This is a genomic window from Mucilaginibacter sp. P25 (genome assembly GCF_050859465.1).
Taxonomy (GTDB): Bacteria; Bacteroidota; Bacteroidia; order Sphingobacteriales; family Sphingobacteriaceae; genus Mucilaginibacter; species Mucilaginibacter gossypii.
Window position 1 is genome coordinate 4,510,490 of the sequence record NZ_CP193937.1, and the last position, 16,790, is coordinate 4,527,279.

The 16,790-nt window shown below is 40.7% G+C and carries 18 protein-coding genes; 12 read left to right on the top strand and 6 right to left on the bottom strand.

All coding sequences use genetic code 11. The features are described 5' to 3' along the window. Positions 1-22 precede the first annotated feature (22 nt). Positions 23-556: a ligand-binding sensor domain-containing protein gene (locus ACRQ5D_RS22730; RefSeq protein ID WP_432326703.1), complete on the bottom strand. Its 534-nt coding sequence runs from the start codon at positions 554-556 to the stop codon at positions 23-25. 173 nt (positions 557-729) lie between these two features. On the opposite strand from ACRQ5D_RS22730, the gene ACRQ5D_RS22735 reads away from it, so the two are divergent. Beyond that, positions 730-942, top strand: a complete 213-nt coding sequence (locus tag ACRQ5D_RS22735) for a VF530 family DNA-binding protein (protein WP_091170888.1) — start codon at positions 730-732, stop codon at positions 940-942. 172 nt (positions 943-1,114) lie between these two features. On the opposite strand, the gene ACRQ5D_RS22740 is transcribed toward ACRQ5D_RS22735, so the two are convergent. From ACRQ5D_RS22740 to ACRQ5D_RS22760, 5 genes are all read right to left on the bottom strand, one after another. Beyond that, positions 1,115-1,876, bottom strand: a complete 762-nt coding sequence (locus tag ACRQ5D_RS22740; RefSeq protein WP_431200519.1) for a helicase-related protein — start codon at positions 1,874-1,876, stop codon at positions 1,115-1,117. Continuing rightward, the gene (locus ACRQ5D_RS22745) at positions 1,863-2,363 is read right to left on the bottom strand and encodes a DEAD/DEAH box helicase (RefSeq protein ID WP_432326705.1); all 501 of its coding nucleotides are present in this window, start codon (positions 2,361-2,363) and stop codon (positions 1,863-1,865) included. Before ACRQ5D_RS22745 ends, ACRQ5D_RS22740 begins: the two co-directional genes overlap by 14 nt. Before the next feature lie 408 nt (positions 2,364-2,771). Then, positions 2,772-3,584, bottom strand: coding sequence for a tRNA pseudouridine synthase A (locus ACRQ5D_RS22750; protein WP_091170893.1), 813 nt, complete (start codon positions 3,582-3,584; stop codon positions 2,772-2,774). Between the two features lie 94 nt (positions 3,585-3,678). Then, on the bottom strand, positions 3,679-3,903 hold the full coding sequence (locus ACRQ5D_RS22755; RefSeq protein ID WP_090525766.1) for a CDGSH iron-sulfur domain-containing protein: 225 nt from the start codon (positions 3,901-3,903) through the stop codon (positions 3,679-3,681). A 103-nt stretch (positions 3,904-4,006) separates the two neighbouring features. After that, positions 4,007-4,234: a hypothetical protein gene (locus tag ACRQ5D_RS22760; RefSeq protein WP_091170896.1), complete on the bottom strand. Its 228-nt coding sequence runs from the start codon at positions 4,232-4,234 to the stop codon at positions 4,007-4,009. A 341-nt stretch (positions 4,235-4,575) separates the two neighbouring features. On the opposite strand from ACRQ5D_RS22760, the gene ACRQ5D_RS22765 reads away from it, so the two are divergent. The 11 genes from ACRQ5D_RS22765 (at position 4,576) to ACRQ5D_RS22815 (ending at position 16,242) form a co-directional block, all read left to right on the top strand. Further along, positions 4,576-4,878 carry a restriction endonuclease gene (locus tag ACRQ5D_RS22765; RefSeq protein WP_176844508.1) on the top strand — a complete coding sequence of 101 codons (303 nt, stop codon included), beginning with the start codon at positions 4,576-4,578 and terminating at the stop codon, positions 4,876-4,878. Positions 4,879-5,838: 960 nt separating this feature from the next. Next, positions 5,839-6,255, top strand: a complete 417-nt coding sequence (locus tag ACRQ5D_RS22770) for a toll/interleukin-1 receptor domain-containing protein (protein ID WP_431200521.1) — start codon at positions 5,839-5,841, stop codon at positions 6,253-6,255. Between the two features lie 17 nt (positions 6,256-6,272). Continuing rightward, positions 6,273-7,232, top strand: coding sequence for a hypothetical protein (locus ACRQ5D_RS22775; protein ID WP_431200522.1), 960 nt, complete (start codon positions 6,273-6,275; stop codon positions 7,230-7,232). Continuing rightward, positions 7,232-7,807, top strand: a complete 576-nt coding sequence (locus ACRQ5D_RS22780; RefSeq protein ID WP_432326708.1) for a hypothetical protein — start codon at positions 7,232-7,234, stop codon at positions 7,805-7,807. Before ACRQ5D_RS22775 ends, ACRQ5D_RS22780 begins: the two co-directional genes overlap by 1 nt. 2 nt (positions 7,808-7,809) lie before the next feature. Further along, complete coding sequence (locus tag ACRQ5D_RS22785; protein WP_432329840.1) at positions 7,810-8,547, top strand: hypothetical protein; 738 nt, start codon at positions 7,810-7,812, stop codon at positions 8,545-8,547. Positions 8,548-8,567: 20 nt separating this feature from the next. After that, the gene (locus ACRQ5D_RS22790; RefSeq protein WP_431200848.1) at positions 8,568-8,861 is read left to right on the top strand and encodes a hypothetical protein; all 294 of its coding nucleotides are present in this window, start codon (positions 8,568-8,570) and stop codon (positions 8,859-8,861) included. Positions 8,862-8,950: 89 nt separating this feature from the next. Next, positions 8,951-9,268 (top strand): hypothetical protein, encoded by a 318-nt coding sequence (locus ACRQ5D_RS22795; protein WP_431200524.1) that lies wholly within the window; start codon positions 8,951-8,953, stop codon positions 9,266-9,268. Between the two features lie 68 nt (positions 9,269-9,336). Then, positions 9,337-11,193 (top strand): hypothetical protein, encoded by a 1,857-nt coding sequence (locus tag ACRQ5D_RS22800; protein WP_432326712.1) that lies wholly within the window; start codon positions 9,337-9,339, stop codon positions 11,191-11,193. 149 nt (positions 11,194-11,342) lie between these two features. Beyond that, positions 11,343-11,885: a DUF4231 domain-containing protein gene (locus tag ACRQ5D_RS22805; RefSeq protein WP_431200527.1), complete on the top strand. Its 543-nt coding sequence runs from the start codon at positions 11,343-11,345 to the stop codon at positions 11,883-11,885. A 725-nt stretch (positions 11,886-12,610) separates the two neighbouring features. Then, the gene (locus ACRQ5D_RS22810; protein ID WP_431200528.1) at positions 12,611-13,420 is read left to right on the top strand and encodes a hypothetical protein; all 810 of its coding nucleotides are present in this window, start codon (positions 12,611-12,613) and stop codon (positions 13,418-13,420) included. Next, positions 13,411-16,242, top strand: coding sequence for an ABC transporter permease (locus ACRQ5D_RS22815; protein WP_431200529.1), 2,832 nt, complete (start codon positions 13,411-13,413; stop codon positions 16,240-16,242). The genes ACRQ5D_RS22810 and ACRQ5D_RS22815 overlap by 10 nt, the downstream gene beginning before the upstream one ends. Positions 16,243-16,790 lie beyond the last annotated feature (548 nt).

The window sequence follows — 16,790 nt, forward strand, 5'->3', positions numbered from 1 at the left end:
ACTGTACGGACATTGTTATCACTTAAACCGGTTGCATCGGCTGCATTATACCGGTAATGGGTAAACTTTTTTTCGCGATATTAAACTGATCAAGACCTTCTTTTTGATTCGAGACCCACAGGTTGCCGCTTTTATCGAGCGCTATCTTAACTAAAAGATCGCTCGCAATTGAATTGGTATTGTTTCGGTTATGGCGATAATGGATAAAACGATCAAGTTTTCGGTCGTACATGTTTAACCCCCCACCGCTGGTCGAGATCCACAGGTTTCCGTTTTTGTCCTCAATTACATCCTGAACAAAGCTGTTGCTGATACTGTTAGTATCGTTAACGATGTTTTTAAAAACTTTGAATTTGTTACCGTCATAACGGTTAAGACCGTCGCGCGTGCCCACCCATATAAAGCCGCGGCTGTCCTGCATAATGCAATTGATGTTTAACTCAGAAAGCCCCTCGCGACTGCCGATATGCTGAAAATGAATAGGACGGTTTTGCGAGAACACGCATAACGAAATAGCTTGCAACAATAAAACAAGATAACACTTATAGCTATTCATTAAAATATTTCTGGGCAAATTGAAGAAGTGGTTTAACCGTGCATGATTGGCTGCATTAAATTTAATAAAATTTACCGTTTATTAAATATCAGCTAATATCATTTACTATTTAAACGAGATGGTAACAAATTTTGTTATACCATTTTAACAAAACAAACATTTACTTTTGCCATATGCAGCAACAGCCCAATAACCCGTTACATGGCAAAACACTTGAGATGATCCTTAATGAATTGGTAGCTCACTTTGGCTGGAAAGAACTGGGCACACGGATCCGGATCAATTGTTTTAACGATGATCCAAGTATAAAATCAAGTCTCAAGTTTTTGAGAAAAACCGATTGGGCAAGGAAAAAGGTAGAAGAGTTGTATTTGGAGATAGTGTGATACTTATAAAAAGAAAGTCATGTTAACTTGTTTTAACACCTCACTCGCTAAGCAACCATGCTGAGCAAATTGGCTATCTGGCTTATGGGGTGCCGAAACAAGTTTTGAATGACATTGGGATATAACTACCCGTGTTTTTTCTTTTTATTCATTTTAGCCTTGGTACCGGCACTTAAATTATAAGTTTTAGCATTTGATGCTTTTTTTCGTGGAAAGCTTCACCAACACCTGCGGGTTTAACATCTTCCTTAGCATCCGCTTTTTTAGGCTTCGACTCGGTTACTATCACCAGGTCATCCGGCAGCTCGGCTACTGGGATTTTATTCCCTATCATCTGCTCAATCTTTTTTACCTGGCTCAACTCGATATCAGTAGCAAAGGTCATGGCCAGCGTTTCTTCCTTATCGTCCGGATTAGGATTTGCCACACGGCTAATAAACAGTTCATTATCTGTAGGCAAATCAAAATGGATCAGGAAGGGGATACCGCTCAGGTTAAGGTTTTCGTCATTTTCGTTAGTCACGATCAGGATTCTTGCACCCGCTTCGGCTTTAAACTCTTGAATGGTTTTGAACCCCTTTGAGTCGAAAAACTTAGGGTTTAAATATGCTACACCGGTACGTAAACGGCTTTTAAGGCTTTGAAAAAGCTTCTCAGCAGTTGTTTGGGTGTTTACGAATACAATGGTTTTAGTAAACAGTTCTTCATCGTACATGAATAAATTGAGCAGGTTTAGCTTGGTGCCAAAGTTTGGTACGTTATATAAAAGCTGCTCATGGGTTTCAATAGCCGTTTCGCCCAGTTCATCAACCTCAATTGTAGCCGGTTGCCTCATGAACGGATCAAGCATTTTTTCGAGTTTGGCGTGCATCACCTCGGTAAACACCAGGTGTTGGCCCTTGTCAATACTGTTAGCCAGTTCAACAACCGGCAATTGCAAATCTTTTTACAATCTGGTCGGCATCATCTATCACCAGCAAATCAACCTTATTTAAATTTAAGGCCAGTTTAAGATAGATGGCCCTCGCCCTGTCGGGAGTGGCTACAACAATGTCGGCACCGTCGGCAAGCTCATCCATCTGGCTTTCAAAGCCAGGAGTGACGTACAGGCCAACTATGCGGATAGATTTATTTTTGTTAAGCCTGTCAAACTGTTCTATAACAGCAAACACCTGTTCTTTTTCGGGTACAAGCACCAATACACGCGGAACACCTTCGGGAGCATAGTTAAAGCGGTTTAATACACCTAATACATAAGTGGTGGTCTTCCCGCTGCCTTCGGGGCCTATGGCGATAATATCCTGCCCGCCAATTATGCGGTTGATTGTTTTAAGCTGAAGCTCTTTAGGGTTTGCAAAACCGGCTTCATTTACCGAACGCAATAATTGTTTGTTAAGCTTCAATTTATCAGACCACGCCATCAGGATACTTATTAAAAGTTAAAATGAGGGTGCAAAAGTACCAAATTAACGCGTCATATTTTTAAAAATCAGCAGATAAGGCAGGGGAACTGCATCTAAATATTTAGCGGCGACGACTTGTTATAAGATTGCTAACAAAATAAGGTTATGATGTTGGTGAGCAATCAGCATCAAATGATACTTGTTTTATGGCCTGATCGCGGTTAATGTTACTGGTTTCATCTGTACCCGCTTTTGCCGATAACCAGCACAAACATTCGGACATGTTTAAGAGCTCAAGAATATCAGTTTAGTGTAACCCTTGATTTTATTTAAGTATCTGAATATAAGTTATTTGAAAATGTAACTTTTAAAAAGTGTTAACCCTGTTAACCCCCATTTACATACGTTTGTCATGGCAAATAAATGTTATAGGGGGTACCAGTCTGTACTGTTGAGCAGTGAAAATGCCGACCGCGGTTCAAGATCAAGGTAACGATAAGTTACTTTTGAAAGATACAAGCCCTGGGGGTGTGCCGGAATAATGATTTTGGGTGTTTGTTTGTTGGCAATATAAAACTCAAATTCATCTGTGCTCATCTGTCCTTTGCCAATTTCAAGCAGGCGACCAACAGTGATCCTGATCATCTTATATAAAAAACGATTGGCGGTAATGTTAAATCTGAGCTTGCTTCCATTGCCGTCGATATAAAGCCCTGTAGATTTTACGTGGCAAATAGTGTGCTCAATCCTGTTGGGCGTTTTGCACAAGGCGCGGAAGTCGGTGTAATGAGGCAGGATGGAAACAGCCTTTTTCATTGCATCCAAATCAAGATCCTGATCCGGATAAAGTGAACTGAAATTACTAAGAAATGGGTCTTTATAATTATGGATGAAATAATCATAGGTACGGATCACGCCATCAAAACGGGCATGCGGATCGCCCTGCATCGGGATAATATCAAATACAGCAATATCATCCGGCAGCAGTTTGTTAAGGCGAAATAACAGGTCGAAATCTAAACTGTCAGGAATATCTGCGTGAAAAAAATACTGACTTGCATGTACCTTAGCATCTGTACGGCCGCAACCGTTAATGGCAACAGGTTGTTTTAGTATTTTAGAGAGGGCCGTTTCAATTACCTCCTGCACTGTAATTGCTTTAGAAAGTTTTTGCCAGCCCGAATATCTTGCGCCATGATAACCGATATGAAAAAAGTGCCGCTTTGTTGATTTAAGCATAGTTTTCAAAAATGCAGATTATTTTAAAAATCGTGTACAAAACAAAAGCCCAATGTAATTAAACACCGGGCTTTATGTATATTAAAACAATTGTTTACACTTTTTTGGGCGGAAGATCAAAGGCGATAGCGTTATGTTCAAAATGACCTTTGTGCGAACCATCGCAAAATGGTTTGTTTGCCGATAAGCCGCAACGGCAAATAGAAACTACAGTACGGCCCTGTAAACCGTAAGCGTTGCCCTGCATATCAACAATTTCAAAATCGCCTTCTATTTTAACCGAACCGTTATTATTAATGGTAAGTTTAGTTTTCTCCATGTGTTAAATTTTGGCCAAAGTTAAAACTTGACAAGCCGCCAAAATTGTTTATTTGTTATTTAGAAGTGTTCCTGATTGGATGAAACAACGGAGTGCGGATTAATTAGTTGAATGACTGGTTAAACGCTACGAGTACCTGCAAAAACACATCCCTGTCTAAGGCAAAGGAAGCAGGCTGCTCGGGTTTCAGAGGTTTTCCGTCTTTTATTTTAAGCGGGAATAAGGCAATAAAATCGCGAATGCTAATATCATATCTTAGCATAGGATCGCGGCGATGGATTTCTTCCAGCCTCATCTCAAAAATGGAAACGCTTAGCGGGTCTGCAATCATTACCCAAAACTAATATTTGTTTACCGCTCTGCAATGAAACATCAGCCATAAATGACAAAATGAAAGTATCGGCGATGTTTATTTTTCTGAATTAGGGCAGCTAACAGAAATTAACAATTTTCAACCCTTTAACAGCATTGAATTAAATGCGGGGTACCGACAATTTGTAGAGAATGTTCACACGGAAGCAGACCGCATAATGGCTTTTCATATACCTGAAAAATTAAAAGGCTTACTTTAAAAATATCCTATTTAGACGAAGATCGGCAATCACATAGTACCATTGTAAGGGTAGTAAATAATCAGGTAATTAATACAAAAGAGTAATTGCAACAGACTTTTTGAAAAAACGTATTGATTGGAACCAATTTGAGTTGTTTGTTGCTGAATTATATAAAGATAACGATGAAGTAATAGTAGATCATAACGTAGAAGAAATAGGTAAATCGAACGCGTTCCGGCAAATAGATGTACGAGTAATTCATAAGACGAAACTGCGTACCTATAAAACAATCATTGAATATAAAAGCTGGAAGCATAGGGTAGGCCGTGCCCGCATAGATGTGTTGGCTCCATCAATGGAGGATCTGAATGCCTCAAAGGGCGTATTTTTACAACTAAGGGCTTTCAGTAAGGTGCGGTAGAATAAGCGAATTATAAAAATATTGATATTTTAACTGTCCGTGATTTGACTGATAATGAATGGGGACAACTAGGAAGACACTACAGTTGATCAGGATACTTTTAAAAGGGTCAGGCGGACGAATTAGCCTTTGCACTAATCGTTGAAATTATATCACCAAGCCGAGAAATGTTGTACCCCAATCAAAAAAATTTACAACATTTAATATTTCAGAACAACTTAAAGATAATAGCGGTACCGCAAGAACCGATATTTTAGAAAATGGAGCAGTTGTCAAAATTATTTTGGAGCCTTACGTTTCCAATAGCCTTAAACCTGACACCACAATTAAACAAACTGAAAATTTGAAATTAAAGTTGAAATAATAATCACCTGCTTAATTACCTTCTCGACACCAGTTGCTTTTTTTAAGTTGGGTCATCGGACTACGATTTTCGAAAGAAAAGATTAAGACTATGGTCAATGTCATCACCGTATCATCAAAAGAAAAAGGCTGCTCCAAAGAAACAGCCTTATAAAAAAATAAACTCCTTCAGTAATTTAAGGTACTACTGAACTTTTTCTTTTCGCGGAGAGTTAGGGAACAATAACGTATTTAACTTCCGCTGTAAATCAATGCCTTGTGTTTTTTACAATTAGAGGTCACCTAATAGATCACCTTTAAATAATCAAATCGCTTGTGTGCACACATTATTCCATTTTTAATTGACGATTAAGGGATTTAGAACACCCTAAATTTGCCAGTGGTAGCCGAATAACACCTTTTTGCAGTAAAAACGTATTAATACGCGCTAAACTCAGTATAAATACGCTTGCGATTCGGATTATGCAGTGCCATATTTGAATAGGTTGCGATAAAATTATTTATGGATTTAACTATAGTTATATATGCTATGTTTATAAATTATTTAGACAAACCATCTGTTACTATTTATCAGCCAGTGCTTTAACATTACCCGCTATGATTAATCTCTTTATTTCATATTCGCACGAGGATGAAAGGCATCTCAAACAGCTAAGGACTTTTCTTTCAGACAGGAATTGCCCCAACATCAGAATATGGGACGATGGAAAAATAGAGCCTGGAGCAGAATGGGATGCCGAGATAAAAAACAGGCTTGATGAAGCACATATCGTGCTGCTTTTAATCACTCAAACTTTCTTAAACTCCAGGTATATTAATAACGTTGAGCTAAATACCGCATTGGAAAACCTGGATAAGAAAAAAACAAGGGTGGTGCCGATTTTTGTAAAAGATTGTTTTCTTGAGCCCTATCCTCAGATAACCAGGCTCCAGGGACTGCCAGACAATAAACGTTTTCTATCTACATTGGGCGATGCTGCAGACAGGGAATACGTTCAGATCGTAAAAAAATAAATGAAATTGCGGGCGAAATGCTTACAGATCTGCAGATTCGTAAGTCAATCGATCAGCAGGATGAACAAAGCCGGGCGGCAAAAGATATTGCGATGCTGAGCGATAACCGTAAGGTGTTTCTGTCCATTCCCGATTCTTTTAGCGGACGGGAAAAGCGGAAAGAGTTTCTTTATGTAGTTATGGGGCGCAAACAATATGAAAACTGGCCTTATGAAATTGTTCCCGGTATTAAAGATTGGGAAGCGATTGAAAAGTTACCAGAAACCGAAAGAAGCGACCGCATGCTTAAGCTGATAAAGGAATGTGCCTTTGCTATTCATATCATGATGACCGCCGATGAATTGGATGAAGGGTTTGATTTATTGCAATATAACCTTGCTATAACACACGAAAAGCAGGCCGCTTTTTTTAGCAATATCCTTTGGTTGCCCAACCCGCTTGTTAGCCAGGAACTGGATGAAAAGCTGTTGATGCACCCCACCGTACTTGGAAATAATTTTGAAACGATTTTTCGGATGATTGAAGATAAGAATGCCGAGAAGGAGGCCAGGATAAAAGCGATGCGACATGATTTTGCTCCGCACAAAAAGGTATACATGTTTTATGATTTTGAAAAAGACCATAACAGCATGCTGCGTATTAAACTTAAAAACATGATGGAAACCGACAAACGGATCCTCATTAATTTCAGCATACCAGGCATTCCATTTGAAAAAGATCGCGCGGAAGCACAAGAAAGCGAGGGGATTTGTTTGTATTACGGGCAGTCGAACCCGGAGTGGTTTGTTATAAGGCAGTCAATGCTTATAGACGCCAAAGGCAATCAACAGAAAATGCTGTGCATAGATGATCCTGATATTGATTTAAAATATGACCGGGATGTAAGCAAGAATGCTTTTAATCATATTATAAAAGGCAAAGACAGAATAGATTTTGAACTTGAAGGTTTTATCAACGGACTTTTTGCACCGAAGTAATGAACAACCCAAATCAATCACCAAAGGTATCAGCAGTAGATAACGGCGCGGGATTGTCTGGCATGTGTTATCAATTGGATGAATTTTACCTGGACTTGCAGGAAGATGGTAATCATATCCGATTACTGACCCCTGCCGAAATAAAGAAAAATCCTTTTCCCGGCCTGCGGCCTTACCGCACATCTGAATTTCAGCTTTTCAAAGGCAGGGGCGGGCAGGCCGAGGAACTGATCAGGCGGCTTCAAAACAATAAATTCCTTGCGGTTATTGGTAGTTCGGGTACGGGTAAATCATCTTTGGTGCGGGCCGGCCTCATTCCGCAACTCTTCGGTGGTTATCTGCATGGTACAAGCAACAGATGGGACGTAGCTATTTGCCGGCCCGGAGCTGATCCTATAGAAAACCTTGCTATCGCGTTGGCCAGTATACGAAGCAGTTCAAGGAGCAAAGAAGTGATCGAGCACGATTTCAGGGAGATCTACCCACAATTACTTAGATCCATTTATGGATTGTTGGATGTTGCCAGATTGCTTAATGAGGGCAAAAAGAAGGAAAAAAACGAAACCTGCTTGTAATTATTGATCAATTTGAAGAATTATTTCGTTTTACAGCAAAAAGCGGGCTGATGGACGGGCATCAGACCCAGTTTGTAAACCTGTTGCTGAAAGCTGCCACAACTAAAGATGATCCTGTTTACGTAATTACCACCATGCGGTCGGAATTTCTTGGCGATTGTGTCCGTTTTCAGGGCTTACCTGAGGCTATTAACCGGAGCCAGTATCTTGTGCCGCAACTTGACCGGCCACAATTGAAGGAAGTAATAGAAGGTCCGCTTTTGCTGGCGGAAAAGAGCATAGCATCCGGGCTTATTGAATTACTGATCAACAAGATTGAAGAAAATAAGCTAAAAGATAACCTTGATCAACTGCCAATTTTGCAGCATGCGCTAATGCGAACGTATCGGCAATCATCTGATAGATCAATTAACGGAGAGATTGTATATGACGATTACAAGGCCGTTGGCGGAATGGAGGAATCTTTATCGCGCCATGCAAGCGATAAATTCCGGGAGTTAGGTGATAAAGACAACCAAGCAAAGCTTTCAAAAAAGCAGCAGATTGCTAAACTGATTTTCCAGGCCATTACTGACCAAAGTAAGGGCGGACAAAAAGGGGGCCGTCGGCCGCTTCCACTCGGTAAAATATATGACCTATGCAAACCGCTCCCTGCAAATGAGGAAGAAATAAATGCCGTAATTGCGTATTTCAGGGCAACAGATACTTCTTTTCTGATGCCGCCCCCTCTACGCCATTAAATCCGGAGCTTGTTATCGACATCTCACATGAAAGCCTGATGCGAAACTGGGTTGAACTCCGTACCTGGATCAACGAAGAAACCGCGAACGGAAAACTTTATACCAGGCTTAATGAAAGAAGAGAGCTTTATGAACACGATCCTTCGGATGTTATAAAGGGTGTATTACTACGTGAACTGAAAGAGCTGGTGGAGAAGATAAAAATTACGGCAGCATGGGCTTCACGTTACCATCAAACCCCGCAAGAAGGGGTGCTGAACCTGATCATGAGTTTCTTAAAGAAAAGAATCTTGCCTTCCTGGATTATAGCATAAGAAAGGAGGATCAGGAAACAGAGGAGCAAAAATTAGAGATTGAGGCAGAAGTCAGGAGGCAGGAACGGGAAAGGAACAGGAAGATTTTAATGTTTATACTTTCTTTCGGTTTAGTACTGACATTGATAGTCGCAGCATGGGCTATTCAGCAAAAGGCAGAGGCAAACCGGCAAAAGGCAGAGGCGAACAAAAACCTTGTAGAAGCGCAAAAAAGTGCCCGAATAGCTCAAAACGCAAAGATCAGGGCAGACAAATATTTGGAACAGACCACACTTGTTAACAACGAGCTCATAAAAAGCCAGGCTGGCCTTCAATTGCAACTAAAACATAATGATTCACTTACTAATTCGCTTCGCAAAGTTTCAAAAGAAGTGGCGAGTCAAAAAAAGCGATTGAACTACAACTAACCATCAACGCGCTTCAAAAGGAACATTTTTATAAGGTAAGTGGACTAAGTGACAAGCTCAAGGGCGATATGTTGGGTAATGTGTTAAAAGGAAAGCTGGAACGTTCTGGAACGGTAGATGTAGAAAAATATATTGACAATAATAAACTTCAACTTCTGAACAGGGCTGCGATAGCATTTGATACGATACCAGCCAATGCTATTTTGGGACTGAGAATGGCAGACACTTTGTGGAACATGCATTCAGAAAACATTTACCTGAGTCAAATCATCAGGACTATTTTCGAAACCAATCTTTTTCCCGATAATATCCTGAACGTGGGAGATGACGAAAATCTTAAAATTTCGCCCGCCGGAACCGATGGTTTTTATGCTATCGGCAGCGACTCCCTGTTCTCCCTTCGTTATGATCCGGTTGGCAAAATGATTGAGCTACGTCAGGCTTACCGGATCAAAGGGGGATCCCTTGGATGGAAAGCATACATTTCGATAAACAACAACGGGTTGCTTGCACTTGACCGGGGCAATTTGATTTATTGGGATAAAGGTCGTGAATCTTTATTAGATACTATTCCATCACCTGCATATGCAGTTTTTACTCCAGACGGAAAACAGCTTATTACTTCCCTGCGGGATTCGGTTACGCTCTGGAATCTGGATCAATTAAAAACGGGCCCCGGATTTGGCAGGATGAAGGGAAAATTCCTTACAGCTAAACAGAATATCAAAGGTTTAACAGTATCGCCCGATGGCTTAAAGTTGTTGATTCAAACCTCAGAGTATGACGAGGCATGGGATATTAATAATATGGTAAAGCTTACTTTAAGAAATAATTATTACCTCAAGGGGACAAACTATGTAAGTTTTACTCCGAACAGCGATAATTTATTAGTAGTATGGGGAAATAGCATATACCTGACAAAGTTTGATGGGAGAGTTTTAAATGTCGTTACCTGGCCTTTGCCCGGCAATGGTTTAGACCAGGGCTATAACAGCTCAAAAATTGATAAGATTATGCTTTCTGCCGATTGGAAAAAGGCTATAGTATTATCAAGAAGAGGCACTTTTTTGATTGAGTCGGCTGACGATTCCTTATTACATAATATGTCTGCAAACCAGATGACGCGTAGTTATGCAAGGAAAAAAATCTATCCGGATATAAAAATGAAGAGGTTCAGCAATGGGAATACACCAATTAAAGACGCGAAATTTATTGATGATATAACTGCAGTGATGACCGACAACGACGGGCTTGTGAGTCTTTGGAATACACGTAACAATTCGAGGGCTGATATAAACGAAAGTTTTGGCCGATTAAAGGGCTTTCTTAAACAATCAGAGGAAGAAAAGCTTGAAAGTGGCCTGCTTTCTTATGATTACATCATGCATTCTAACAATGTTAGATTGATCAGAAAGTCGGTTATTTATTTTTTTCCGCATACACCGGATTCGTACAATGAGATGCCGATGGATACCCTTATCAAGGTCAAAGCTTTGTTAACGCATGCGTTACAAATAAACCACACCAGCCAACGGCGATATGAGCTATGGCAACTCGCCATGGTTAATAATCAAATGATTGCCGAGATGCCAGAAGTTGACCTTTCTGTTTACAGCGAAAAAGCTAAACTTTCAGCGGAGAATATAAAACTTTATAACGAATACCTGGCTCTCACTCCCAATGATGCAGAAGCGCAACGATTATTGTCTGTTTCATATGGTTCGCTTTCTTTCTACAAAATTTTTGAACGGGATTACACTGCTGCAATTGCTGCAGCAAAAAGGGACTGGAGCTCGGTCCCGGTGAAACTTGGATCTACACTAACCTTGCGCTTGGCAATCTGCTACAGGGAAATTATACAGAGGCAGAACTATTATACCGGAATTATAAGGATGTTTTGTACCGGAGTCAGACAATTAAGGTGAGTTTCCTGGATGATTTTGAGAAAATGCAACAAACGAAAGTTATTACCGGAAAAGAACCCGCCGTATTGAAGATTAAAGAAATTTTAAACGCCAACCCATAGGCATAGTGCTTTTAAAAAAGCAAAAGCTTATGCCATTTATCTGCCATTATGGAACAGAATGATTTTCAAAAGTATGTTGAAGACAGGTATCGTCATCAAATGGAGTATTACAAGACAACCTCGGCTAAAAACCATCGTCTCTACAGGAATTTTCAGTGGACTCTGATAATTCTGTCGTTATTGACTCCGGTATTTACGGCGTTAAAATTAGGAGGTAACGCCGCCCCTGGCAGTGGACTGGGCGTTGATTGGACTATCCTGACATTGATTATATCGAGTGCGGTTGCCATTCTCACTACCGCATTAAAAACCTTCAATTATCAGGAACTTTGGGTAACAGCACGTACCACTTACGAACAGCTCAAACCGGAGATCCATTATTACAATTTTAACCTGGGGCCTTACGCCAAGCCCGATCAAAATAAGGAAGGTTTATTTGTTACGCGGGTTGAAGCAATACTAAGTTCAGAGCACGATTTATGGCCACCGGCGAAAATGCAAACCGAAAAAAATAGAATAGCTGCTTCATTGCTTCGCCGCTTACACTCTACTTCCTGGAAAATTCGCTCGAAAAATATGCTTACCGCGTGAGTATTGGCCCAGGGGTATTTATCGCATCCTGGATAGCGGCAATCGTGATCACCCTGTTCACTATCATTTTTCAGGCTATAAAAGCTGCGTTGACCAACCCAGAGAAAAGTTTGCGGAGTGAATGATTTATAGGATCCGCTGAAAACGCTTAAATCCGCAAACTGGGATCTGAGGCTTAATTGAACATTAGTAGGTGCGTTCCGTGGTGAGATACGTAACGCATTCTTAAACGTGTAAATCATGTTACAAAAGTGTTACAGTAACATTTCAGCGAAGGATCCTATTTCGCGTTTAGCGACAAAAAAAGGCCGTTTTTTGATATCAAAACGGCTTTTTTTCAGAAATGCACCCTAATGGACTCGAACCTGTAAAAAAATAATAAACAACTATTATTAACTTTTTAGGTGTTCCTAAAATCGCTTATCAAATTGAATAACGTTATTTAATGAATGTGCGGTGGATTAAATCATCTTTTATTTCCTTGTAAAGGAATCCTAGACATTGTAGGCAAGTCTTCTTTGAGTTGGTTCGAACCAACTAAGTCAAGGAGTACAATTTTAGGCAAGTTGCCAATAAAGTTGACAACTTTTTTTATTAAGCGTCTGTTGGATATATAAATCAATATCAATTAAAAAATCTATCATTACAACGGTGCTTTTAGATTAAGGAATAGAGTCGTATCAACAGATAAATGTAAATTTGGATGTAATTAAGCAAAGATTCGCTTGAACCCATATACCTTTAATATCAGCCTTTATGACCTCGCCTCAACCGGAACCATATTTATCGGGTTGAATTTTTCGCTGCTTTTATGGTTTGGCAAGGGGATCAACAGAGTGGCTAACCGTTTGCTCGCCGTGGCCATGATAACCATTGTTTTGTGGATGGTTTGGGCGTTGTGTGCCGATATCGGGTTGGCAACCTATTTTCCCCGCTGGAATTGGTTACCACTGCAGTTTTCATTGGCTTTTGGCCCCTTGATTTATTTTTATGTTTTAAAGATAGTACGGCCGGATCGGGTATTTGGGTGGAAGGATCTGCTGCATTCCGGCCCCGTACTGGCAGAACAATTTATATTGCTGTTAGAAATAAAGGAGAGCTTAAGGACCAGTGAGCCCATTGATGATACTTTAACGTTTCAGCAAATGAGCCCGGTACTACACCTGGCAGCATTTATTTCGGTGATAGTGTACCTGGTCCTCTCTTTCAGATTAATTGAAAACTATTACCGGGGCTTAAAATTCAACAGATGGGGCGACAGGTATAGGTTGAGCTTGCGCTGGTTACACCGGTGGTTGAATATTTTTGGTGTGCTGTGGTTATTGTGGATACCTTTTACAGCAATCAATTACTTTTATTACCACAATGCACGGGGTATATACGCCTGCTACCCTTTATACCTGCTGCTTACAGTTGCAATGATACGGATAACAGCTGTTGCTTTCTTAAAACCGGAAAAAGAGGTGCCGGCCCATGTGCCGGTATTGCCAAAGTCAGGTCCATCTGCTGCGCTCAGGAAAAAGGAGTGTGGCTAAGGAAAGCCATGCTTGATGACCGGTTATATCATGATCCGGAACTAAGCCTGACCACACTGGCAGAAAAACTAAAGATACATCCCCATGAGCTGTCCCGGATTATAAACGGAACGTTCGGCAAAAACTTTAATGACTTTGTTAACGAATACCGTATCCAGGAAGTGACCCTGAAAATGCAGGACACCAATTACGACAGGTTAACGATGCTGGGCATTGCTTTCGATTCGGGTTTTAATTCAAAATCAACCTTTAATCGTACTTTTCGTGAAATCACGGGTAAAAGCCCGGCAGCATACAAAAATGACCTGAAAAAAGGTGGCCCAACTTATCATTTGAGCCCTTATTCCCGTTCGGCGGCAATAATTTCGTACCAGGAAGCCAAACCAAACTGGCCAACTGATAAAGTAAACCGGAATTATATGTTTAAGAATTATTTAAAAATAGGGTGGAGAAACCTGGTACGGCAAAGGCTTTACAGCTTCATTAATATTTCTGGCCTTGCTGTCGGGCTGGCCGTATGTATGCTCATCTCGCTTTATGTTGCCCATGAACATAGCTATGATCGGTTTCACAAAAATGCAGATCGCATATTCAGGCCTTTTGCCGAAACAAAAATAAACGGCAATACCATTAATATGGATCATATGAGTTATGCATCAGGCCCGATCATTAAACAAACGCAGCCTGTTGTGGAAGACTATATGCGTACGCTGCATTATTTTATGCCGTCGGTAGTTATTAACCCTTCAAAACCGGAGCTCAAATTCACTGAAAATAAACTGTTGTTTGCAGATCCTGGTTTTTTCAGTTTCTTTTCCTTTAAGCTATTGTCAGGGCAGGCATCGCAGGTTTTATCCTCACCTTTTTCGGTTGTGATATCACAGGCCATGGCTGCAAAATATTTCGGCAATGAAAACCCTGTAGGCAAACGCCTAACCATTAAAACGGATAGCGCCTATACTTACCAGGTAACCGGAGTGGCCGAAAATTGTCCGTCCAATTCTTCTATTGAGTATAATTTTGTTGCTTCCAACAGCGGTTTAATGAAAACCAGAATTTCTGACATGTTCATCGGTGCACCAGGAATAGGCGGGGGAGCTTTCGATGTTTATCTTCTTCTGAAACACCGTACGGATACAGCAGTGTTGAGGCGTGGCCTCCTGGCATTTGATGCGGGTAAAGAAAGGGATCCAAACATTAAATTCTCACTGTTCCCGTTCTTGGATCAACATTTGAAAAGGTCGCATGACAACTCTAATTTTAAATACCTTACCATATTCCCCCTGGTTGCTATATTGATCCTTTTGCTGGCCTTGTTCAATTATATGAGCCTGTCAACAGCGAGGGCTACGTTGCGGGCAAAAGAGATCGGTGTGCGTAAGGTTTCAGGTGCAAGCCGCAAAGGCATCGCCATGCAGTTTTATGTTGAATCAGCTGTTTTTTCTACTATATCATTTGGCATCGGCTGTTTGTTGTGTTTGTTGTGTTTGTTGTTCAAGCCGGTATTTTTTAATATTCTTCAACTGCAAATCGATTATACATTTCTGCTCAATCCGCTAACTTTATCTATTTTGTTTGGGTTGTTGGTGTTAACGATATTAATAGCCGGCAGTTATCCGTCATTAGTGTTGTCGGGCTTTAAGCCGGCCATTACTCTCAAGGGAAAAATGAGCAAACAATCGGGTGGTATCATCATCCGGAAGATATTTACCACCCTTCAGTTTTCGATATCTGTAGCACTGATTATTTGTGGTATTGTAATAGACCGGCAGCTTTATTTTTTCAGGCACACAGAAACTGGTGTCGACCGTGATAATGTTATCATGATACCGACTGGCAGCGGGCTTAAAAGTTATGCAGCATTTAAGCGGGATGTTATGTCATTGCCGGGCATAAGTAATGTAGCAACTTCCCGTTATGGAATGTTCGGGAGTTATGACATAATCGGTATAGGCGGTAATTCCAAAGAAGAAAGCATGATGCTGCGTGGTTTAAGAGTAGATAAAAACTTCATCTCTATTTTGGGATTGCAATGGAAATATCCCCCGATACAGGATAACCGCTTAGAAGCAGGATCGAAAGTGGTCATTAACGAATTGGCTATAGAGAAATTGCACTTACCCCTTAACCCTATAGGAACTATTATTGATTCGGGGCCCGAGAAACTTGAAGTAGCCGGAGTGGTGAAAAATTTCAATTTTGGCTCGTTAGAAGATGCAGTACAGCCGCTGGGACTTTTCATTACAGCCGATACGGCAAGGGACTGGACACTCGGCTCGGGCGGGCGCTACCTGTTTGCCAAAGTACAACCGCGTACCAACTTGCCTACGCTGATCGGTTCGATACAAAACATTTTCAAAAAATACGATAAGGATACCCTGTTCGATTACACTTTTATGGATGATGCTTTTAATGCCCAGTATAAAGCCGAAGATAAGCTGGCTGCAATTTTCAGTGTTTTTACCGTCATAACTATCATTTTAGCTGCGATGGGCTTGTTTGGACTGGCTGCATTTACCATAGAGCAACGCACCAAAGAAATTGGCATACGGAAAGTTTTGGGCGCGAGCATATCATCAATCAACAGCCTGCTCTCCATAGATTTTTTAAAGCTGATATTGTTGTCAATTTTGCTGTCGTCGCCGGTAGCGTGGTGGGCCATGCATAACTGGCTTCAAGGCTTTGCTAATCGCATTACAATACAATGGTGGATGTTTGGAGCTGCGGGGCTGCTGGCTATCATCGTGGCAGTGTTAACTGTAAGCTATCATGCAATAAGAGCAGCCGTTACCAACCCGGTGCAGAGCTTAAGAAGTGAGTGATCAGCTGAAACGCGTTAAATTAAACCTATTCCATGAATGTAACTCCTCTGGTTAAAAAAATAAAACCGATTTTCTACTCGTTCCTAATCCTTTTTTGTTTGATAGCTTGTAAACAAAGAGTCATAGTAAAACACAACGGCGAAAAAGACAGGATATCTTTTAAGCAGATATTTGGTATCAGTTATACCGAAGTGGCACGCAGGTTAGATAATGGCCTTTCGTTCAGCAAAGATGGTTACCAGTTGGAACCCGATTGGCAAATGGAATTTATTTCAAACGACTCTGTATGTATATATAGTCCTATAAAAAAAGAATACATCAATTTTCCTCTTACCTGTGGGTACGATTCAATCTTTAACACAGCAAGGACCTGGTTTAAGGCGAGGGAAATAACGCGAGACAGTTTATTGTTTCAGCTTATTGAAGCCCATGCAGATTCAATAGATACAAGGGGATCAAATGTATATATGACCTTTTACGCTGATAATTACATAAAAAATGTGATCCACAAAGATACTGCGACTGTAAAGGCACCCGGTAAACAGGAT